This is a genomic window from Helicobacter pylori (assembly GCF_006440215.1).
GTDB classification, from domain to species: Bacteria; Campylobacterota; Campylobacteria; order Campylobacterales; family Helicobacteraceae; genus Helicobacter; species Helicobacter pylori_CS.
Map to the genome: position 1 here is coordinate 21,602 of NZ_VEZH01000011.1, position 21,472 is coordinate 43,073.

Here is a 21,472-nt window from a genome sequence, read left to right on the forward strand (position 1 = left end):
TTTTAAAGCTCTTGCATGAGGGTGATGTGGTTAGCTAAAATCGCGTTTCTTTGCCCTGGAGAGCAATTTTTGCACACTTCTTTATTTTTGGAATTTTTGGAAGCGGTTTTAGCGTTGCTTTTTACATTATTTGTATTATTTTTGGAGGAGCGTTTTGGACTCGCTTTAGCCGGTTTTTTTGGGCTTTTTTTAGCGGGTGTGAAATCAGTGCTATTGATTTGAGCGAAATACATGGGTTTATCTTTTGCTTTTTCTGGCTTACTGGTTGTTTGCTCGCTAGTTGCCTCTTCCATTTCTTGGGGTTTTTTTGCTTGGGTTTGCTCTGTTTGAGTTTCTTTGGTGGCTAAAGTTTGAGGCATGGCGTTGCCGATAGGGTCTAAATCCAAGTTGCTATTAGCGCTTTTTTGCAATTCCTGGTCATTATTAGACTGCGAATCAAAGATTTTAGATTCTTTCAAACGCCTGATTCTGTCTTGTATGTCTTCATAATATTTTTCAGCTTCGGCGTTAGATTTTTCACTCCTTTCCCAACGACTGCCCTTGTTGTAAGATTTAATCATGTCCTTTAGATTATCATGGTAGCGTGTTTTCCAATAGAGCAACTCTTTTAAAGCCACTTCAGAAGCAAACGCATCGTCTTTAATGAGCAATTCCCCCATCACATTACGCAAAAAGGGGCTATCGTTATGCCCATAGCTTTTTAAAACGCTAGGGATATAAGAATGATACACGCCCGCGCTCGGATCCGAAAAATTGATTTTATAAACCCCTGCGCATGATTCTTTCCATGCGATGCCTGCCATTTCATAGCCTAAATTTTCTTTAGAGCCGAATTGATAAGCGGCTTTTAAGACCTCTTTTTGCTTAGCGTTAAAGTCTTTAAGGTTATCGCAATTGGTCATCATGACTTTAGTAACGGGCGATTTGGGCTTGTTTTTAACCCCTTTAGCGGACTTAGGCTCTGTTTTAGTGGGGCTTTCTGTTGCGGCTAAGCTTAAAGATGCACTTAAGGCTGTGCCTAGCCATAAGGCTTTAAAGATGGTGTGAGTGAGTGGGGTTAAATGTTTCAAAACGCCTACCTTTTGTATTGAGAAATAAACTGAACTAAGAATAAATTCAAGTATAATTCTAACATGATTTAGTCTTAAAAGTGATTTTGTTTTTTAGGGAGAATTGAGATTTTGCATTCAGATGAATTGTTAGTAGAGATTTTAGTTGAAGAATTGCCCGCTCAAGCGTTATTGAATGAATATAAAGAAATGCCTAAAAAACTCCACGCTCTTTTTCAAAAGCGCGCTTTAGAAGTGGGAAATATAGAGATTTTTTACACCCCTAGGCGTTTGTGTTTGCTCATTAAAGATTTTCCCCTTTTAACCCAAGAAACTAAAGAGGAATTTTTTGGGCCTCCCGTTAAAATCGCATGCAATCATCAAGATAAAACGCAAGGGTTGAACGAATTAGGTTTAGGGTTTTATCAAAAATTAGGGTTAAAAGATCACCAGCATTTCCAAACAGCGTTTAAAAACAATAAAGAAGTGCTTTATCACGCTAAAATCCATGCGAAAGAGCCTACAAAAGACTTAATCATGCCCATTGTGTTAGAGTTTTTAGAGGGTTTGAATTTCGGGAAGTCTATGCGTTGGGGCAATGTGGAAAAAAGCTTTATTAGGCCCATTCATAATATTTGCGTGTTGTTTAATGGGGAAAATTTTAACGATATTGAAGTTAAAGAGTATGGTTTTAAAACCAAGCAAGCCACGAAAGTGCACCGACAAGAGGGTTTTGATTTTATTCAAGTGGATAGCCCTAAAGCGTATTTTGAAGTTTTAGAAAAAAACCATGTCATTTTAGACCCTAAAAAGCGCGAAGCTAAAATCTTACAAGAAATCAAAGAGCTAGAAACAAAGCATCGCATCATCGTAGAAATAGATAGGGATTTATTAGATGAGGTGGTAGCGATCACGGAATACCCCAGCGCGCTTTTAGGGGAGTTTGACAAGGCGTTTTTAAAATTACCCAGTGAAATCATCACCACTTCTATGAAAGAAAACCAACGCTATTTTGCAGCCTTTAATCAAAAAAGCCAAGAAAGCCCAACATTGCACAACGGCTTTATTGTGGTGAGTAACGCTATCAATAAAGACAAGCAAAAAATCATTGCAGGCAATCAAAAGGTTTTAAAAGCCCGTTTGAGCGATGCGGTTTTCTTTTATGAAAACGATCTCAAAAAGCCTTTGGATAACGCTCCTTTAGAGAGCGTGGTTTTTGTGCAAGGTTTAGGGACTTTGAAAGATAAAATGGAGCGAGAAGCAATCATCGCTGAATATTTGACGCAAAAATACGCTTCATCTTTAAACATGCCTTTAGAAAAAGCCCTTGAATTGGTTGGCCGAGCTGTTAGAATCGCTAAGGCGGATTTACTCAGTGAAGTGGTGTATGAATTTAGCGAGCTTCAAGGGATCATGGGCTATTACTATGCTTTAAAACAAAACGAAAACGAGTTAGTCGCTTTGAGTGTGAAAGAGCAGTATTTGCCCGCAAGCGAAAACGCTCCCTTGCCCTCTAGCGTTTTTAGCGCGATCGTGGCTTTGAGCTTGAAATTAGACAGCTTGTTTTCTCTTTTTAGCGTGGGTAAAATCCCTAGCGGTTCTAAAGATCCTTTTGCTTTAAGGCGCTTGAGTTTTGGGCTATTGAAAATCATCGCGCATTACGGGTTAGAATTTGATTTGAAAGCGGATTTAAAAAACCTCTTTGAAAAAGTGGGCGTTTATCAGAGCTTTGATTTAGAGGTTTTAGAGAAGTTTTTACTGGAGCGCTTTAATAATTTAATAGATTGTAACCCCTCTATTATAAGGAGTGTGTTAAACACCAACGAGCGAGACATTGTTAAAATCATTCAAAAAGTCAAAGCCTTAAAACGCTTTTTAGACGATCCCAAGAACGCTCAAAAAAAAGAATTGCTTTTTAGCGCTTTCAAACGCCTAGCCAATATCAATAAAGACAGAAACCCTAACGAATCAAGCGGGTTTTCCACGAGTCTTTTCAAAGAATTACAAGAGCATGCCCTTTTTGAAGCGTTTAACGCGATCAAAATGAGTGCTTTTGAGAGTTTGGATAGCAAAATAGAGGCTTATTTTGGTTTGCATGCGCCTTTAGAAGAATATTTTAAAAGCGTGCTGGTGATGGATAAAGATATAGAAATCCAAAAAAATCGTAAAAATTTCTTGTGGAGCGTGTATCAAAGTTTCTTAGAAATTGGGGATATTAAAGAAATTGCGATTTAATTTTTTCAAACGCAAAGTCCAGCGTTTTTGTTTGGGGGTAGCTTTTTTAATAAGCGGTGTGGGCACGCTTGATGCGAAAACCTTTACCCTACAAGAGTTTTTTAAAGAAGTAGAAACCAACTCAATGGAGTTGATCGGCAAAAAAGCCGATTTTAAAAGCCGTTTGAATGAGCAACGCTCCGTGAATGCTTGGGATTTCCCTTTCATTGAGAATGAAACTTCTATGGTGAAAAACTTCCAAGGCATTATAGAAGCACAACCCAGAACCCTTTTAGTGGTAAGACCCAAGCTCCCATGGGTGAGTTCGCTTTTATCCAAAAGCCTTTCTATCAAAACCATTCAATACGATAAAAGTTATCAATTAAATAAAAATCTCGCTTTTATTGGCGCTAAACGCCTTTATTTGACTTACGTGATGACTAAAGAAAAGTATCAGGTGTATGTGCAACGAGAAGCGAACTTTTATTCGCAGCTCAAAATCGCTAAAGAAAAAGTCAAAGCCGGCAGCATGAGCGAAAAAGATTATATCAACTTCAATAATTCTTATTTGGAATCCAAACTCGCTAAAACCAATGTGGAAACCAAACTCATAGATTTAGAAAAAATGCTAGACACGATGCTAGCGATTGTGGAGCCGGTCAAAGAGGGGGCGCATTTTGACACTTATTTAGACCATTTGCATGATGTCAAGGTGATCGGTTTGGATTTTGAATACGTGCGCTTAGAACCTGAAGCTTTAAAGTTTAAATTGGATCGCTCGTTGTATGTGGATATTTTGGATTTGACGGCTAAAGATTATCAGGTGAATGCGAAATTGGCTAATAGAGATGTGTTTAATGCATTTGAATTTGGGATTGGCTCTGAAAGCTATAACTCTTCCACTAATCTTTCTGTAGAAGTGCGTATCCCTTTGCCGGTAACGCCTAAAAATATCTATCAAAAGCGTAAATTCTTGGATCTGCAAAGCGGGACGCTCGCGCAAAATGAAGTGATGAAACGAAACATTAGAATCAACGCTAACTCCTACTTAAGCCAGCTCAAAACCAAAGAAGCATACATTGAAACCCAAAAAGAAGCCATTGCCAATAAGAAGCGTTTGATGGAAATGGGGCGCATCGCTTATGAAGCCCAAAAAATCGGGCTTTTTGAATACTTGATTTATCAAAATTCTTACATGGACGCTCTTATTACTCTGGCGGAAGCTAAGATTGAATACATTGATATTAGCGCGCTTTTAGAAGAGACTTTAGGGGAGAGTTTGACCAGATTAGGAGAATTGCATTGAAGCGGGCGTTATTGTGGCTGATGTTAATGGGCGTTTTTTCAATGGGTGTTTCTTTAAAAGCCAAAGAGTATCCAGAAATTGTTTTAGAAGAAAAAAACTTGCAACCCATGGGGTTAAAGGTGATTAAATTAGATAAAGAAATTTTCAGTAAAGGGCTTCCTTTTAACGCTTATATTGATTTTGATAGTAAAAGCTCTGTGGTGCAGAGCTTGAGTTTTGATGCGTCTGTGGTCGCTGTTTATAAAAGAGAGGGCGAGCAGGTGAAGGCTGGAGATGCGATCTGTGAAGTGAGCTCTATTGATTTGAGCAATTTGTATTTTGAATTGCAAAACAACCAAAATAAATTAAAAATCGCTAAAGATATTACTAAAAAAGATTTAGAGCTTTATAGGGCCGGGGTGATCCCTAAAAGGGAGTATCAAACGAGCTTTCTAACCAGTGAAGAAATGGGCTTAAAGGTGGAACAATTAGAGAGCGCGTTTAAAAGCTTTGGCGTGGATCCCAAAAACCCTAAAGGGCATTATGGTTTTAGGATTGTGGCTAGAGATGGCGGTCTTTTAGCGTTAGCGCCTAAAAATGTGGGCGAGAAGATTTTAGCTTTCACTAGCTATGTACGTATTTCAAAAAGCGATGATTTGATCGCTCAAATCAAATTGCCTGTAGGCGTTTCTAAAACCATTAAAAGAGATTCGCCGGTCTATAATGAAGAGGGGGAAAAAATCGGAAAGATCCAAAGCGTTTCGGTGGTGTTAGACAAAGGCTCTAACACGATTTTAGCCACCGCTTTATTAGATGAGGGCAATTACCATGTGGGGGAAATGGTAGAAATGTATATTCAAGGCTCTCAACCTAAAGACTCGGTTTTGATCCCTTCAAACGCTTTAATCAGAAATGGGAAGGATTACCTGGTGTTTGTGAGGACGCCTAAAGGTTTTAGGCCTGTAGTGGTTCAAGTTTTAGAAGAGCGCAGCAAGATTTTTATCGTGAACGCTAAAAATTTACACCCTAATGACAGCGTGGCAGTGGGGTCATTGATAGGGTTAAAAGGCATGATCAACAATTTAGGGGAAGAATAATGCTCGCTTCTATTATTGAATTTTCCTTACGCCAGCGAATAATCGTGATTGTTGGCGCGATTCTTGTTTTGTTTTTTGGGACTTATAGTTTTATCAACACTCCAGTGGACGCTTTCCCGGACATTTCGCCCACTCAAGTTAAAATCATTTTAAAACTCCCCGGCTCTAGCCCTGAAGAAATGGAAAACAACATCGTGCGCCCTTTAGAATTGGAGCTTTTAGGGCTAAAGGGGCAAAAATCTTTAAGAAGTATTTCCAAATATTCTATTTCAGACATCACGATAGATTTTGATGACAGCGTGGATATTTATTTAGCGAGAAACATTGTTAATGAACGCTTGAGCAGCGTGATGAAAGATTTACCCGTGGGGGTTGAAGGGGGCATGGCGCCCATTGTTACGCCGTTGTCAGACATCTTTATGTTCACCATTGATGGCAATATCACCGAGATAGAAAAACGACAGCTTTTAGACTTTGTGATCCGCCCGCAATTAAGAATGATTAGCGGCGTGGCGGATGTCAATTCTATTGGAGGCTTTAGCAGAGCGTTTGTGATTGTGCCAGATTTTAATGACATGGCGAGGCTTGGGGTGAGTATTTCTGATTTAGAAGCGGCTGTAAGAGTGAATTTAAGAAACAGCGGAGCGGGGCGCGTGGATAGAGATGGTGAGACCTTTTTAGTCAAAATCCAAACCGCTTCTTTGAGTTTAGAAGACATTGGCAAAATCACCGTTTCCACTAATTTAGGGCATTTGCACATTAAGGATTTTGCGAAAGTCATCAGCCAGTCTCGCACCCGTTTGGGGTTTGTCACTAAAGATGGCGTGGGCGAGACCACAGAGGGCTTGGTGCTTTCTTTAAAAGACGCTAACACCAAAGAAATCATCACTCAAGTGTATCAAAAACTAGAAGAATTAAAACCCTTTTTACCGAGCGGCGTTTCCCTTAATGTTTTTTACGATCGCTCTGAATTCACGCAAAAAGCCATTGCCACCGTTTCTAAAACCCTCATTGAAGCCGTTGTTTTAATCGTCATCACGCTCTTTTTATTTTTAGGGAATTTGAGGGCGAGCGTGGCTGTGGGGGTGATTTTACCCTTAAGCTTGTCCGTGGCGTTTATTTTTATCAAACTGAGCGATCTGACTTTAAACTTGATGAGTTTAGGGGGGTTGGTTATCGCTATAGGCATGCTCATTGACTCAGCCGTAGTGGTGGTGGAAAACGCTTTTGAAAAATTAAGCGCTAACACTAAAACCACTAAACTCCATGCAATCTATCGTTCATGCAAAGAAATCGCTGTTTCAGTGGTGAGCGGGGTGGTGATTATTATTGTGTTTTTTGTGCCGATTCTAACCTTACAGGGGTTAGAGGGCAAGATGTTTAGGCCTTTAGCGCAAAGCATTGTGTATGCGCTTTTAGGCACTTTAGTTTTATCCATCACTATCATTCCTGTAGTGAGCTCTCTTGTCTTAAAAGCCACGCCCCATAGCGAAACCTTTTTAACGAGGTTTTTAAACAGAATCTATGCCCCTTTATTGGAATTTTTTGTGCGTAACCCTAAAAAAGTGATTTTAGGAGCGTTTGTTTTTTTAGCAGCAAGCCTTTCTTTATTCCCTTTTGTGGGGAAGAATTTCATGCCTGCTTTAGATGAGGGCGATGTGGTTTTGAGCGTGGAAACCACCCCTTCTATTTCTTTAGATCAATCTAGGGATCTCATGTTAAACATTGAGAGTGCGATTAAAAAGCATGTCAAGGAAGTTAAAAGCATTGTCGCGCGCACAGGGAGCGATGAATTGGGGCTGGATTTAGGGGGCTTGAATCAAACCGATACTTTTATTTCTTTCATCCCTAAAAAAGAATGGAGCGTAAAAACCAAAGATGAATTATTAGAAAAAATCACAGATTCCTTAAAAGACTTTAAGGGGATTAACTTTTCTTTCACCCAACCCATTGAAATGCGGATTTCTGAAATGCTTACAGGGGTTAGGGGGGATTTAGCGGTTAAGATTTTTGGAGATGATATTAGCGAATTGAATCAATTGAGTTTTCAAATCGCGCAAGCTTTAAAAGGGATTAAAGGCTCTAGTGAAGTTTTAACCACGCTTAATGAGGGCGTGAATTATTTGTATGTAACCCCCAATAAAGAAGCGATGGCGAATGTGGGGATCACTAGCGATGAATTTTCCAAGTTTTTAAAATCCGCTTTAGAGGGCTTGATCGTGGATGTGATCCCTACAGGGATTTCACGCACGCCGGTGATGATCCGCCAAGAGAGCGATTTTGCAAGCTCTATCACTAAAATCAAAAGTTTAGCCTTGACTTCAAAATATGGCGTTTTAGTGCCTATCACTTCTATCGCTAAGATTGAAGAAGTGGATGGCCCTGTTTCTATCGTGCGTGAAAATTCAATGCGCATGAGCGTGGTTCGCAGTAATGTGGTGGGGCGCGATTTGAACTCTTTTGTAGAAGAGGCTAAAAAAGTGATCGCTCAAAACATCAAACTCCCTCCTAGCTACTATATCACTTATGGGGGGCAGTTTGAAAACCAGCAACGGGCCAATAAAAGGCTTTCTACTGTTATCCCTTTAAGCATCTTAGCGATTTTTTTCATTCTTTTTTTCACTTTTAAAAGCATCCCTTTAGCCTTGCTCATTCTTTTGAATATCCCTTTTGCGGTTACCGGAGGCCTTATTGCATTGTTTGCGGTCGGGGAGTATATTTCCGTGCCAGCGAGCGTGGGCTTTATCGCTCTTTTTGGGATTGCGGTTTTAAACGGCGTGGTGATGATAGGCTATTTTAAAGAGCTTCTCTTGCAAGGAAAAAGCGTAGAAGAATGCGTTTTATTGGGCGCTAAAAGGCGTTTGAGGCCGGTTTTAATGACCGCTTGCATTGCCGGTTTGGGTTTGCTCCCTTTATTATTTTCTCATAGCGTGGGATCAGAAGTCCAAAAACCTTTAGCGATCGTGGTGCTTGGAGGCTTGGTTACCTCAAGCGCTCTAACCTTACTCTTACTGCCACCCATGTTCATGCTCATCGCTAAAAAGATTAAAATCGTTTGAGTTAAAGGGGTTAAAATGCTAGCTTTAGAAATTTATATTGATATTTGCTTGAAAGACGCTTTAATAGATTATTTGTTTGAAAAAGGCTTTGATGATTTTTTTTATGTGGAATGCTATAAATACGCCGCTTCTTCGCTGCTTTTAAGCCAAAAAGAGCAGGTGAGCGGGCGCAAAGACTACGCTAAATTCAAGCTTTTTTTAAGCGAGGAAGTCGCTTTACCTCTAGCCCAAGCGTTAAAAAACCAGTTCGCTTCTAAAGACATGAAATTGTTTTATTCGCAAACGCATGGGTTGTAAAACGCATGGGTTATCAAACGAAATTCTAAGTAAAAACATGCTATAATACAAACCAATAAAGGAGTTAAAATGTATGCTGTAACTTTTGATCTTGACACCAATTGCTTGAATGAGAACGCAGTGAATCTCTCAAAAGTTTATTCGGATATTCGTAAGTTCATGGAGCAACACGGCTTTAAATGGCAACAAGGCAGCGTGTATTTTGGCGATGAGACCATCAACGCCGTTACTTGTGTCGCTACGGTGCAAATTTTAGCCAAGCAAATACCAAGCTTTGCGATCTGTGTTAAAGATGTGAGGATGCTAAAAATAGAAGAAAATAACGATCTGATGCCAGCGATTAAAATTGTTTTGTGAAATTGAGTATAATAAGAGCCACAGCATAAATTGTATTAGGAATTTGTAATGATTGTTATTCTTAAAAATTCGTCTTCTCTCTCTCTCTCTCTTCTCTAGTCAGCCATTTTATCTTTTCACGCCCATATAAACCCACACCCATATAAATCTTTTTTAGGAATTTTTTGAGGATTTTTGCGTCTTGTTTGGATTTTAGTTTTTAATTTTTAATTTTAAAGGATTGGTAATGATTTTACGCGCACAGACGAATTTTGTGGAGTTTTTAGAACATGTTTTAGAAGTTTTAAAAGAAGTGGAGATTGATAAAACAGAATGCTATACGCTTTTAGAAAGCGTTCAAAAACAACAGCTTGTCATACCCGTTGTGGGGAATTTTAGCACAGGGAAAAGCACGCTTTTAAACCGCTTTTTAGAAAAGAGCGTTTTGCCTACCGGTATCACGCCAGAGACTTCTTTAGCCACTGAGTTGCACTATAGCGCTAACGAACGCATAGAAGCTTTTTCAAACAATGATGAAAAAACAGAGAGTTTTGAACTGAATGAGCAAAGTTTTGAGGCGATTAAAGAGAATGCCACGAAATATTCCTACCTTAAGGTTTATTTGAATAATGAAGCTTTGAAAAACAGCGCTCCTTTAGTGTTTGTGGATATGCCAGGCTTTGATAGCCCCATTTCAAGCCACACCCATGCCATTTTGGAATATTTAGAAAGAGGCGTGCATTTTGTCATTCTTACAAGCGTAGAAGAGGGCAATCTCACTAAACGCATGGTTAGGGAATTAAAAAACCTTTTAGAGTTTGACAAAGGCCTTAGCTTTATTTTGAGTAAAACGAATTTGAGAACGCCCTCGCAAGTGGGAGAAATCTCTCGCTACATTCAAGAGCAAATCCAAGATCACCTTGATTTGACAACGCACCTCATTCATTCTAATAAAGACAATAACGCTCTTTTAGAGGTGGCGGATAAAATAGACGCTGAAAAGCTTTTTAGCACTTTGTATTTGAAACGATTGAAGTTTTTAAATTCCCAGTTACAAAACAGCCTAAAAAGCGTGATGGAAAGCTTTGATTATTCTAAAGAAAAGGCGTTAGAAGAAATACAAGCTTTGGATTTGAGCGTTAAAGACATTGAAAAAACCTATAAAAAATTAAGGGCTAATTTAGAAGAAGAATATTCTAGCGTGGCTGTGGGATCTGTGGTTAAAAAAGTAGTAGAAGAGGTCAGGGAGCAAAAATCCTATTTAGCCTCTTTAATCAACAAGCCTAACGAGTTCAATAGCGAAATAGAAAGCATCATGCAACAAAGCTTGATCAAAAACGCTAAATTAGAGATTGAAAAGATCAACCTTTCTTTTTCAAAAGATTTTTGCGCAGAATTTGAAAGCCTGAACAACACGCAGCTTTCTAGCGATTTGTCTGTGAATTTAGAGCGTAGCCTTGAATTAGGGATCAACGCTTTAAGCTTGTTTCTGTCCAAAAACCCGGTTACAAGGCCGTTCGCGATGATTTTGCAAGGGTTAAAACCTCTTTTAAAAGATTTACTGACATTGTTGCCTAATATCATCGCTTCATTCTTCAGGAATGGAGAAAAAGAGCGGGCGAAATTAGAAAATCTGATTGAAGCAAAAGTGATACCAGAAATTCAACACAAGCTTAAAAAAGTTTTACCAGGCTTGTTTAATGAATGCTTGGAAAATTCCCTAAAAGGTTTAAAAGATCGGTGCGAACTGGAAATCACGCACAAAAAACAAGAAATCGCGCTCGCTCAAAAGGAAAAAGAAAAACACCTTAACGATTTAGAAGATCAAAAACAAATCTTAGAAAACAAGATCAACGCTTTAAGCGATCTAGAACAACAATATTTAAAGGATTAAAATGAACGCGCAAGAAATCATTAAAAAAAGCGCTTTAATTGAAAAAACGCTAAAAGAACAAGGCTTGCAAGAAAGAGCGAGGCCTTTTATCAGCGATAACTCTGTGATTACAACCGAAGAGTTAGAGAAAACGCTAAAAGAGTTGCAAGATACAAATAGGGATCTTAAAGTCGGTATCATCGGGCGCGTGAAAGCGGGCAAAAGCTCGCTTCTAAACGCTTTGATTTTTGAGGGTGTAGAGGTTTTACCCAAAGCGGCAACGCCCATGACCGCTAGCCTTACTGTTTTAAAATACGCCAATACCCTAAGCACTGAAGTGGAGTTTTATAGCCAAAAGGATATTGAAGAGCTTAAAAACGAACATGAAAGGTATGTAAGGGAGTTTAACAAAATTGTTGAAGAAGAAGTCAAAAAGCAAAAAGAAAAACAGAGCCTTTCAAATAGGGCTAAAGAGGGATTAAATAAGTTTGGCAAATTTATCAGCGGAAACAAAAGTGATAAAGAAGTGCCCAAAGAGAGGGTTTTAAGCGATGAAGAAATAGTAAAAAGGGCTGAAAGGATCGCTAAAAACGAGTTAGAAAAGGATGCGAGACTCGTTTCATCATACGATCAATACGAAAAAATGAAAAAAAGCGGATCGCTCAACACGGAAAACTTGGATCCGCGCATTCAAGCCAACAGCTTAGAAGAGCTGAATCAGAAATTGCTTGAATTCGTGGGCGCGGACGGGAAGTTCATGCCCTACACTAAAGCGGTGCAAATTTCTTTGAATAACCCCAATCTTAAAGATTTGGAGGTGATTGACACCCCTGGCGTGAACGATCCGATTATCTCAAGAGAAGAGCGCACCAAAGCCTTATTGAAAGATTGCGATGTGGTGTTTATCATAAGCCCTTCTGGTCAGTTTTTAACGGATAGCGATATGGATTTGTTTGATAGGGTTTCTAACAAAGAAGGCCTTCAAGAAATTTATTTTGTGGCAAGCCAAGCCGACAGCGCTGTTCTTTCTATGAGTGAAGTGGAAAAATCTCGCCAACACCTCCCTACAGCCTTAGAAAACGCGCAAAAAGCCCTTTCATCTCAATTAAATAGCATCATGGAAAAGTTGATTCAAAACTACCCTAACCAACGAGAGGTTTTTGAAAAAGCGATCAAAAATGGCGTCATTTTGGCTTCAGGGGTTTGCTTTAGCATGTATAAAGATTTTAACAACCAAGCTTCTTGGGAAAGAAACCAAAAAACAGAAGAGTATCACAATGCCTTACGGAATTTAAAAGATTTTTACCCTGACGCTTTTAGTAGCGATGATAAGTCTAAAGAAAGCTTATTGTTTTTAAGCAATATGGGCGCGATTAAAGAGCGTTTAGAAAAAGCCGCAAAAGAGAAAGAAAAAATCATTTCTCAAAAATGGCAAGATTATGCACAGAGCCAAGCAAACAACCTCCATTCATTAATAGCGCAGTTATTACAAGACCTAGAAGAAGAAAAAAAGAGGATTAAAAACGCTGATATAAGCACTATCAAAGAGCAAATAAAGGCTTATGAAAAACTCTCTGGTAACATTGAAATGAAGTTTAGGGAAGTGTATGAAGAATTTATCTTGCATTTCATCAACAATATCAGAGTTGGCTTGGAAGAAGCATTGAAGAAAGCTATCCAAACGGCTAAAACGCGCTCTAGAGAAGAAGAGGAAGAAGAGCATTATATTGAAAGAGTGAAGCAAGGCGGTCTTGTTGGAAGCTTTAAAAGAAATTTTTTGTGGTGGGCTGATGACGATGCGGGCTATGATGAAGTAGAGCGCACAAGAGTAACCATTAAAGCCGGAGCGGTGCTTGATTATTTAACAGAGATGCATGAACGCTGCGAAAGTGCTTTGAATGACAGCGCTGATTCTTTTAAAGTCGTTTTTAAAAAAGAACTCTACGCTAAAGTCTTTAAACAATTGCGTGAAATCATCTCTGATGATTTGATTGATGAGGTGGCTTTCAAAAGAAGCGTGATGGCTGTCTTGGATCGCATTAAATTTAAAGAGTTTGATTACACTCTTCCTGGCGAGATAGGAGCAAAGACGGGCTTTTTAAAAGGCGATGAAGCTAATGCTTTTATACAAAGCGTGGAAATGCATGTGAGAAATTTTGAATCTGAGGCTAAAAAAGATGTGAAAGGCTATATCCAAGGTTTAAGAGAGAATTTAGAAAAGCAAAACTTCGCCAGCGACACGCTTAAAAAACTCCAAAAAGACATGCAAAATTTGCAAAATCAAGTGCAAAACAAAGTGCAATCCATCGCTCAATTAGACGCGCAAATCAAGGCTTTAAATGGGATCCAATGAGTATTAATTTTTTTAAGGGCATTTTTAATGACAATAGCAGGTCTGAGAACCACCACAATACAGTGGGTTTAAAAGAACGCTACGATTTAATCGCTCGTATTTTAAACGCTAAAACAAACAATGAAGGGCTAGAGGAATACCAGAGAGTCTTGGATAACGAGTTTTTAGAGTTCGCTAGCGGCGTGGATTCGCTCAAAGAAAAGGAAATAGCGTTACTGATACTCCAAGAAATCCAAAAAGAATTGCAATTGGTAGCGAGCTACCCTAGTTTGTTTCAAAAAACCATGGTTGCGGTGGGGGGAGGGTTTAGCGCGGGCAAATCCACTTTTTTAAACAACTTGTTGGGCTTGAAATTAAAACTCCCTGAAGACATGAATCCCACCACAGCTATCCCCACTTATTGCCTAAAGGGTAAAAAAGAAGTTTTAATGGGGTTTTCTCAAAATGGAGGCATGGTGGAATTACCTAATCTCGCTTTTGACCATCAGTTTTTAAAATCCCTTGGCTTTAATCTCAAAGAGATCATGCCCTTCATGCTTTTAAGCGCTCCTAGCGTGCCTTTTGAATTTTTATGCTTCATAGACACGCCTGGCTATAACCCCGGCAATCAAGGCTATACGGGTGGGGACAAAGAAGCCTCTAAAGAATCCCTAAAGCACGCTAAACACATTCTATGGCTCATTAGTTGCGAGCGTGGGGGCATTGAAAGCGATGATTTAGAGTTTTTGCAAGAATTATGCGAAGAAGAAGGCAAGCAGGTTTTTATCGTATTGAGTAGGGCTGATAGGCGCACCAAAAGCCAATTAGAAGAAGTCGCTAAACAAATTAAAGGGACTTTAAAAGATAATGGCATTGAGTTTTTAGGGATTGGCGCTTATAGCGCTACAAGGTATCAAGAATATAAAGAGTTCAGCGAAAAAAGACCCGTTTTTGACTCGCTTGAAAAATTTTTAATGAAGTTAAATCAAAGGAGCGAGAAACAAAACGAAATTTTAGAATCTTTATACGAGGTGCATCGGATGTATGAAAAGGCTGTTGAGCAAGACGCTAACCGATTCAAACGCTACCAAAGCGAATTGCGTTCTGTTGGATTGGATTTGATGCAAAAAGGCTTTGATGATTTCAACGATGCTACCTTTAATAAAATTCATTCGCTCAACAACGAATTTTCTGAGCAAGAGCGATCCAAAAGAGAGAATTTAGCGCAATTGAACCAAGTGATTGACTTGTTTAAAGAAAGCATTGATAAGGTTTTTGATCGTGTGAGCGCTTTCACTTTTGAAAAATACAAAGAACAAAACGAAGACGAAGAGGACGACGAAGCAAACTACAGAGAGTTTAAAGAAATCAAAAAAATGGTGTTGTATTTTAGGGATTATTACATGTTTTGCTTGGATTGGTATGATTTGAGTGAAGAATACATCCAAAAACATAGAGATTGGATGGATAATGACAATGAACTGCTCCAATTAGACTATTCTTTAAAAAATTTGTCAATACTTAAAGAATATAAGGAAACAAACGAAGAATATTATCAAGAGTCTTTAAACAACGAGGAGCTTCAAAACGATTTGCGGGAGTGGAGGCGATCAAAACGGCGGTGATCTAGATTAAAGCGTGAAAGGGATTTCTGATTTTTAAACTACCTTATTTGTAATCAAAGACAGCGTTTTGATTGTAAGGGCTATTTTAAACTTAATTATTGTAAAATGGTGAGTTTTACAATCAATGAGATTAGGAATTTAATGGAAATTGCAGTATTTGGTGGCGGGGCGTGGGGGAGGGCTTTAGCCTTTGCTTTTGGAGAAAAGAATGAAGTGAAAATCATTTCAAGGCGCGATCTAAACGAGCCGCTAAAAAAGCTCAATGACGCTTTAATCTCTAAAGGTTCTGCCCCCATAGAGCAAGTGGATTTAGAAAGAGGCTTAAAAGCAGCGCTCTATGTGATCGCTATTAGCGTGCAGCACTTAAGGGAATGGTTTCAAAACGCTTCTTTACCCAAAAACGCTAAGGTTTTAATCGCTTCTAAAGGGATAGAGGTTTTAAACAGGGCGTTTGTGAGCGAGATCGCAAAGGATTTTATCGATTCTAATTCTTTGTGTTTTTTAGCGGGCCCGAGTTTTGCGGCTGAAATCATTCAAGGCCTGCCTTGCGCGCTAGTCATTCACTCTAATAATCAGGCTTTAGCGCTAGAATTTGCCAATAAAACCCCCTCTTTTATCAGAGCTTACGCCCAACAAGACATCATAGGGGGTGAAATCGCTGGTGCGTATAAAAATGTGATAGCCATTGCTGGGGGGGTTTGTGATGGCTTGAAATTAGGCAATAGCGCTAAAGCGAGTTTATTGTCTAGAGGTTTAGTGGAAATGCAACGCTTTGGGGCGTTCTTTGGGGGCAAGACAGAGACTTTTTTAGGGCTTTCTGGGGCTGGGGATTTGTTTTTAACCGCTAATTCCATTTTATCTAGGAATTATCGTGTGGGTTTGGGGCTAGCCCAAAACAAGCCTTTAGAGGTGGTTTTAGAAGAATTGGGCGAAGTGGCTGAAGGGGTGAAAACGACCAACGCCATTGTGGAAATCGCTAGAAAATACGGCATTTATACGCCCATTGCGAGCGAATTAGCCTTGCTTTTAAAGGGTAAGAGTGTGCTAGAGAGCATGAACGATTTGATCAGACGCGCTTAAAAGGAAAGAGAGCATGCAAGATTTTTCAAGTTTATTATTAAAATTACAAGAGTATTGGAAGAATCAAGGCTGTTTGGTGATCCAGCCTTATGACATTCCTGCAGGAGCTGGGACATTCCACCCGGCCACGCTTTTAAGGAGTTTGGATAAAAAGCCGTGGAATGTGGCGTATGTCGCACCCTCTAGAAGGCCTACTGATGGGCGCTATGGGGAAAACCCTAACCGCTTGGGGAGTTATTACCAATTCCAAGTAGTCATCAAGCCAAGCCCTTCTAATATCCAAGAACTCTATTTAAAAAGCTTAGAAGTGTTAGGGATAAACCTTAATGAGCATGATATACGATTTGTAGAAGACAATTGGGAGAGTCCGACTTTAGGGGCATGGGGGCTTGGCTGGGAGGTGTGGCTTGATGGCATGGAGGTTACGCAATTCACTTATTTCCAGCAAGTGGGGGGCATTCCTTGCAACCCTATCCCTGTAGAAATCACTTACGGCTTAGAAAGATTGGCGATGTATGTCCAAAAAGTGGAAAATATCCTAGAGATTGAATGGGCTAAAAAAGATCATGACAGCGTGAATTACGCGCAAGTGCATTTAGAAAGCGAATACGAATTTAGCAAGTATCATTTTGAAGTAGCGAGCGTGAAAAGGCTGTTAGAAATGTTTAAAAACGCACAAGCTGAAGCCTTGCATTGCTTGGAAAACAAGCTCCCGCTGCCGGCTTATGATTTTGTGATGTTATGCTCGCATTTTTTCAATGTTTTAGACGCCAGAAAAGCGATTTCGGTGGCTGAAAGGCAAAATTATATTTTACAAATCAGGGATTTAGCCAAAGGGTGTGCGCTTCTTTATAAAGAGCAAGAAGAAGAGAGGGAAGAGCGCCTGAAAAACGCTTTAACAAAGGCTTAAAATGGCGTTAGTTAAGGAAGTGTTGGAAGTTTTAGAGCGCCTTTCGCCTTTTGAACTTCAAGAATTGTGGGATAATAGCGGGTTGAATGTGGGGAGTGAAAATAGCGAGTTTGGCGAGATTATCGCATGCTTAGAAATCACGCTTCAAATCGCTCTAAACGCGCCGCAAAACGCCCTAATCATCACGCACCACCCTTTAATTTTCAAGCCCTTAAAAACGCTTAACGATGAGGCTTATCCGGGGAATATTTTAAAAATCTTAATCCAAAAAAACATTTCAGTCATCAGCATGCACACGAATTTTGACAAAACGCATTTAAACAAGCATTTCGCGCACGCGCTTTTAGGGTTTGATGGCTTGATAGAAAAAGGCCTTATGCTAGTGAAAGAAAATGCTAATATGGAATTTGATGCGTTGGTGAAAAAAATCAAATCTTCTTTAGGGGTGGGATCCTTAGCGTGTGTCAAAAGTTCTCCAATCGTTAAAGATTTAGCGTTTGTGTGCGGATCGGGAGCGTCCATGTTCTCTTCTTTAAAAGTGCAAAGCTGTTTGATTACAGGCGATGTGAAATACCATGACGCTATGATCGCTCAATCTTTAGGGATAAGCTTGATTGACGCCACGCATTATTATAGCGAAAGGGGTTTTGCACTGATTATGGCTGAAATTTTGCATTCTTTCAATTATTTGGTTACAATAGAGAATTTTAAAAACCCCTTGCAAATCATTTAAAGGAAAGCGATGAACACCCACCTCAAACAATTGATTGAAATTTCGCATTTGGATAAAGAAATTGACTCCTTAGAGCCATTGATCAGAGAAAAACGAAAAGACTTGGATAAGGCCTTGAATGATAAAGAAGTTAAAAATAAAGCGATTTTGAATTTGGAAGAAGAAAAATTAGCCCTAAAATTACAGGTTTCTAAAAACGAGCAAACCCTACAAGACACGAACGCTAAAATCGCTAGCATTCAAAAGAAAATGAGCGAGATCAAATCCGAAAGGGAATTGTGCTCTTTAAACATTGAAGAAGATATTGCTAAAGAACGATCCAACCAAGCCAACAGAGAAATTGAAAACCTGCAAAATGAAATCAAGCACAAAAGCGAAAAACAAGAGGATTTGAAAAAAGAAATGCTAGAGCTTGAAAAATTAGCGTTGGAATTAGAAAGTTTAGTGGAAAACGAAGTCAAAAACATCAAAGAAACCCAACAAATCATCTTCAAAAAGAAAGAAGAACTCGTGGAAAAAACCGAGCCTAAAATCTATAGCTTTTATGAAAGGATCAGAAGATGGGCGAAAAACACGAGCATTGTAACGATCAAAAAACAGGCTTGTGGGGGTTGCTTTATTAGATTGAACGATAAGATTTATACTGAAGTGCTAACGAGTGGGGATATGATCACTTGCCCGTATTGCGGGCGTATTTTATACGCTGAGGGTGCGTATGAAAACAACGCTCAACCTCCAAAAGAAAGCCAAGAAGAAAGCCAAGAATTAGTTTGATTGTTTAAGTTTTTCTACCTTTTATTTTTAACTTTGGGGCATCTTTTTGGTGCGCCTTTCATCTTTTTTTGGAGTTTTAAAGAAAAATACCGCCATTCTTTAAAAGCTCGTTTTTTCCTCAAAGACAATTTTTTAAAAAGCGAGCCGATTTTTTGGTTTCATGCATGCTCTTATGGGGAGGTCAAATCCTTAGAGCCAATCATTCAAGCTTTAAAAGAGCCGATTTTAATTAGCGTTACCACTCATACCGGTTTTGAATTAGCCGCTCAAACTTACCAGAATTTGGAGCATATAGAAGTGCGTTACTTGCCTTTTGAAACCCTATTATTTGCATGGAAAAAAAACTTAAAACGCTTAAAAACTTTGGTGGTTACAGAAGCGGAATTGTGGTTTAATGTGTTTGATACGGCCCAAAAATTAGGGGCAAAAACCATGCTCATTAACGCTAGGATTAGCGTTCGTTCTTACCCTAAATACCAGCGTTTTTCTTTTTTTTATGCGCTTTTATTCAAACGCATTGATTTGGTTTTAGCGCAAAGCAAGGATGATAAAAAGCGCTTGTTGAATCTAGGGGCAAAAAAAGTGGTGGATTTTTTGAATATCAAGCGTTTTTCAAAGCCCATAACCACTTCGTTTTACCCTAAAAACCCAAGCGCTTTAAACATTGTTTTAGCCAGCACGCATGAGGGCGAGGAGGAATTAGGGTTAAAAGCGTTTTTAGAATTGAAAAAGACTTTTAAAAACGCAAGACTTTTTATCGTGCCGCGCCACCCTGAGCGTTTTAAAAGCGTGCAAAATTTATTGCAAGATGCTTTAAAAACGACGCCTTTTAGTTTGGAGTGTTTTTCTTCAAAAGGTTTTGTGGAATGCGATATTTTGTTAGTGGATCGCTTGGGGGAATTGAATAATTTCTATCCAATCGCAGATATTGTCATTTTAGGGGGTTCGTTTGTCAAAATGGGGGGGCATAACCCTTTAGAGCCGGCGTTTTTTAATGCGCGCTTGATCACAGGGGAGTATATTTTCAACCAAGTAGCGTTGTTTGAATTAATCAAGCCTTATAAAATCGTTCAAAAAGAGGATCTGTTAGACGCTCTTTTGGATTACAAAAATTTAGGCGTGGCGCGTTTTTTAGAAAACGGGCATGATTTAAACGAATTGCTCGCATTCATTAAACATTAAAAAGGATATAAACATGGAAAAAGCTTATAAAATATTGAGCGTTCAAGAAAACATTTCGCATAAAAAAGCTAAAGCTTTGATTGATTTGGGGTTAGTGAGTATAGGGGGGAAGAAATTGATGGTCGCCAGAAAGGAATTACCTAAAAACACACGCTTTAATGTCCAAAAAATTGAAAAACCCAGCGTGATTTTTGAAGATGAAAACATTCTAGCCCTTTTTAAACCCCCTTTTATAGAGAGCTATGATCTAGCCTCTTTTTTCAAAGGTTGGGTTTTGTTGCACCGCTTGGATAAAGAAACAAGCGGGGTGATTTTATTGGTGAAAGAAAATTCAGAATTCCATTTAAAAGCTAAAAAGGCTTTTAAAGACAGGGTGGTTAAAAAGGAGTATTTAGCGATCGTTCAAGGCATCATAGAAGAAGAGCGAGAAATCAACGCCCCCATTCTCACGATTAAAACCACTAAAGCGTTTAGCAAGATCTCTAAAAAAGGGCAAGAAGCGGTTACAATCATCACGCCCTTAAAAATCATCAACAAAAAAACCCTTTTAAAAGTGGGGATCAAAACCGGAAGAACCCACCAAATCAGAGTCCATTTAAAGCATATCAACCACCCCATTATAGGCGATACGCTTTATAATAATGAGCCAGGTTCAGCCAAACGCTTGATGCTCCATGCGCATAAAATCGCGCTATTAGGGTATGAATTTGAAGCGATCCCCCCTAAAGAATTTGAAATTTAAGGATTGATCATGAACGCTTGGAATACGATTTATGATCAATTTAACCCTATCGCTTTTAGTCTTGGCAGTATTGAAGTGCATTGGTATGGTTTGGCGTATGCGTGCGCGATTGTTATCGCTTTTTACATGGCGTTAAGAATGATTCAAAAAGACCCCAAACGATTCCCCATTGAAAGGAAGGAATTTGAGAGTTATTTTTTATGGGCGGAGCTTGGCATTGTGCTAGGGGCAAGGATAGGATACATTCTTATTTATGAGCCTAATTCCAGCTATTATTTGACGCATTTTTGGCAAATCTTCAACCCTTTTGACAGCCATGGGGATTTTGTAGGCATTCGTGGAATGAGCTATCATGGGGGGTTGGTGGGGTTTTTGATCGCTTCGTATCTTTATAGCCGTAAGGATTTGAAAAAGCTTTTGATTTATTTGGATTTGATTGCGATTAGCCTGCCTTTAGGGTATGTTTTTGGGAGGATTGGGAATTTTTTAAATCAGGAGCTTGTGGGGAGAATTGTCCCCAAAGACAGCCATTTAGGGCAAATCATAGGCATTATGGTGGATAATCAATTGCGTTATCCCAGTCAATTGATTGAAGCGTTTTTAGAGGGGGTTATCGTGTTTTTAATGGTGGTGTGGGCTAAAAAACACACCAAAACGCATGGGTTGCTTATTGTGGTTTATGGCTTGGGGTATTCCTTGATGCGCTTTATTGCGGAATTTTACAGAGAGCCGGATAGCCAAATGGGGGTTTATTTTTTAAATTTGAGCATGGGGCAGATTTTAAGCTTATTTATGGTAATTGTTTCATTAGGGATTTTATTGTATGCTACAAAAATTCTAAAAAAATAAAGGAAAATCAATGAAATTTTTGGATTTTGGATCAA

Annotated in this window: 17 protein-coding genes; 16 read left to right on the forward strand and 1 reads right to left on the reverse strand. The window is 39.1% G+C overall.

What is annotated here, in order from left to right; genetic code table 11:
* Positions 1-2 precede the first annotated feature (2 nt).
* Entirely contained in the window at positions 3-1,070 is a 1,068-nt protein-coding gene (locus FIM44_RS06020) for a hypothetical protein (protein ID WP_140579409.1), read from the reverse strand.
* Positions 1,071-1,181: 111 nt separating this feature from the next.
* Between FIM44_RS06020 and glyS the strand changes: the two genes are divergently transcribed.
* From glyS to lgt, 16 genes are all read left to right on the forward strand, one after another.
* Complete coding sequence (gene glyS / locus FIM44_RS06025) at positions 1,182-3,284, forward strand: glycine--tRNA ligase subunit beta (protein ID WP_140579410.1); 2,103 nt, start codon at positions 1,182-1,184, stop codon at positions 3,282-3,284.
* Positions 3,274-4,569, forward strand: a complete 1,296-nt coding sequence (locus FIM44_RS06030; RefSeq protein WP_194148709.1) for a TolC family protein — start codon at positions 3,274-3,276, stop codon at positions 4,567-4,569. The genes glyS and FIM44_RS06030 overlap by 11 nt, the downstream gene beginning before the upstream one ends.
* A complete protein-coding gene (locus FIM44_RS06035; protein WP_140579411.1) occupies positions 4,566-5,645 on the forward strand; it encodes an efflux RND transporter periplasmic adaptor subunit in 1,080 nt (359 codons plus the stop codon). The genes FIM44_RS06030 and FIM44_RS06035 overlap by 4 nt, the downstream gene beginning before the upstream one ends.
* On the forward strand, positions 5,645-8,704 hold the full coding sequence (locus FIM44_RS06040; protein WP_194148710.1) for an efflux RND transporter permease subunit: 3,060 nt from the start codon (positions 5,645-5,647) through the stop codon (positions 8,702-8,704). The genes FIM44_RS06035 and FIM44_RS06040 overlap by 1 nt, the downstream gene beginning before the upstream one ends.
* A 15-nt stretch (positions 8,705-8,719) precedes the next feature.
* Positions 8,720-9,001, forward strand: coding sequence for a DUF3240 family protein (locus FIM44_RS06045; protein WP_000880324.1), 282 nt, complete (start codon positions 8,720-8,722; stop codon positions 8,999-9,001).
* A 69-nt stretch (positions 9,002-9,070) separates the two neighbouring features.
* Positions 9,071-9,358: an endoribonuclease VapD gene (locus tag FIM44_RS06050; protein WP_000271454.1), complete on the forward strand. Its 288-nt coding sequence runs from the start codon at positions 9,071-9,073 to the stop codon at positions 9,356-9,358.
* A 226-nt stretch (positions 9,359-9,584) separates the two neighbouring features.
* On the forward strand, positions 9,585-11,231 hold the full coding sequence (locus tag FIM44_RS06055; RefSeq protein WP_140579413.1) for a dynamin family protein: 1,647 nt from the start codon (positions 9,585-9,587) through the stop codon (positions 11,229-11,231).
* 1 nt (position 11,232) lies between these two features.
* Positions 11,233-13,563 (forward strand): dynamin family protein, encoded by a 2,331-nt coding sequence (locus FIM44_RS08490; protein WP_194148711.1) that lies wholly within the window; start codon positions 11,233-11,235, stop codon positions 13,561-13,563.
* Positions 13,560-15,167, forward strand: a complete 1,608-nt coding sequence (locus tag FIM44_RS06070; protein WP_140579415.1) for a dynamin family protein — start codon at positions 13,560-13,562, stop codon at positions 15,165-15,167. The genes FIM44_RS08490 and FIM44_RS06070 overlap by 4 nt, the downstream gene beginning before the upstream one ends.
* Before the next feature lie 141 nt (positions 15,168-15,308).
* The gene (locus FIM44_RS06075) at positions 15,309-16,247 is read left to right on the forward strand and encodes an NAD(P)H-dependent glycerol-3-phosphate dehydrogenase (protein ID WP_140579434.1); all 939 of its coding nucleotides are present in this window, start codon (positions 15,309-15,311) and stop codon (positions 16,245-16,247) included.
* Between the two features lie 13 nt (positions 16,248-16,260).
* Positions 16,261-17,157 (forward strand): glycine--tRNA ligase subunit alpha, encoded by an 897-nt coding sequence (glyQ, locus tag FIM44_RS06080; RefSeq protein ID WP_140579416.1) that lies wholly within the window; start codon positions 16,261-16,263, stop codon positions 17,155-17,157.
* Position 17,158: 1 nt separating this feature from the next.
* Positions 17,159-17,890, forward strand: coding sequence for a GTP cyclohydrolase I (locus tag FIM44_RS06085; RefSeq protein ID WP_140579417.1), 732 nt, complete (start codon positions 17,159-17,161; stop codon positions 17,888-17,890).
* A 9-nt stretch (positions 17,891-17,899) separates the two neighbouring features.
* Positions 17,900-18,664 carry a zinc ribbon domain-containing protein gene (locus FIM44_RS06090; protein WP_140579418.1) on the forward strand — a complete coding sequence of 255 codons (765 nt, stop codon included), beginning with the start codon at positions 17,900-17,902 and terminating at the stop codon, positions 18,662-18,664.
* On the forward strand, positions 18,665-19,846 hold the full coding sequence (gene waaA / locus FIM44_RS06095; protein ID WP_140579419.1) for a lipid IV(A) 3-deoxy-D-manno-octulosonic acid transferase: 1,182 nt from the start codon (positions 18,665-18,667) through the stop codon (positions 19,844-19,846).
* 13 nt (positions 19,847-19,859) lie between these two features.
* Positions 19,860-20,588, forward strand: a complete 729-nt coding sequence (locus FIM44_RS06100; RefSeq protein WP_140579420.1) for an RluA family pseudouridine synthase — start codon at positions 19,860-19,862, stop codon at positions 20,586-20,588.
* 9 nt (positions 20,589-20,597) lie between these two features.
* On the forward strand, positions 20,598-21,437 hold the full coding sequence (gene lgt, locus FIM44_RS06105) for a prolipoprotein diacylglyceryl transferase (RefSeq protein ID WP_140579421.1): 840 nt from the start codon (positions 20,598-20,600) through the stop codon (positions 21,435-21,437).
* The last annotated feature ends 35 nt before the right edge of the window (positions 21,438-21,472 follow it).

Coding starts and splice junctions, on each gene's coding strand:
- FIM44_RS06085 (WP_140579417.1), top strand. CDS start 17,159: ATGGCGTTAGTTAAGGAAGTGTTGGAAGTTTTAGAGCGCCTTTCGCCT.
- FIM44_RS06040 (WP_194148710.1), top strand. CDS start 5,645: ATGCTCGCTTCTATTATTGAATTTTCCTTACGCCAGCGAATAATCGTG.
- FIM44_RS06055 (WP_140579413.1), top strand. CDS start 9,585: ATGATTTTACGCGCACAGACGAATTTTGTGGAGTTTTTAGAACATGTT.
- glyQ (WP_140579416.1), top strand. CDS start 16,261: ATGCAAGATTTTTCAAGTTTATTATTAAAATTACAAGAGTATTGGAAG.
- FIM44_RS06100 (WP_140579420.1), top strand. CDS start 19,860: ATGGAAAAAGCTTATAAAATATTGAGCGTTCAAGAAAACATTTCGCAT.
- FIM44_RS08490 (WP_194148711.1), top strand. CDS start 11,233: ATGAACGCGCAAGAAATCATTAAAAAAAGCGCTTTAATTGAAAAAACG.
- FIM44_RS06070 (WP_140579415.1), top strand. CDS start 13,560: ATGAGTATTAATTTTTTTAAGGGCATTTTTAATGACAATAGCAGGTCT.
- FIM44_RS06090 (WP_140579418.1), top strand. CDS start 17,900: ATGAACACCCACCTCAAACAATTGATTGAAATTTCGCATTTGGATAAA.
- FIM44_RS06045 (WP_000880324.1), top strand. CDS start 8,720: ATGCTAGCTTTAGAAATTTATATTGATATTTGCTTGAAAGACGCTTTA.
- lgt (WP_140579421.1), top strand. CDS start 20,598: ATGAACGCTTGGAATACGATTTATGATCAATTTAACCCTATCGCTTTT.
- FIM44_RS06050 (WP_000271454.1), top strand. CDS start 9,071: ATGTATGCTGTAACTTTTGATCTTGACACCAATTGCTTGAATGAGAAC.
- FIM44_RS06075 (WP_140579434.1), top strand. CDS start 15,309: ATGGAAATTGCAGTATTTGGTGGCGGGGCGTGGGGGAGGGCTTTAGCC.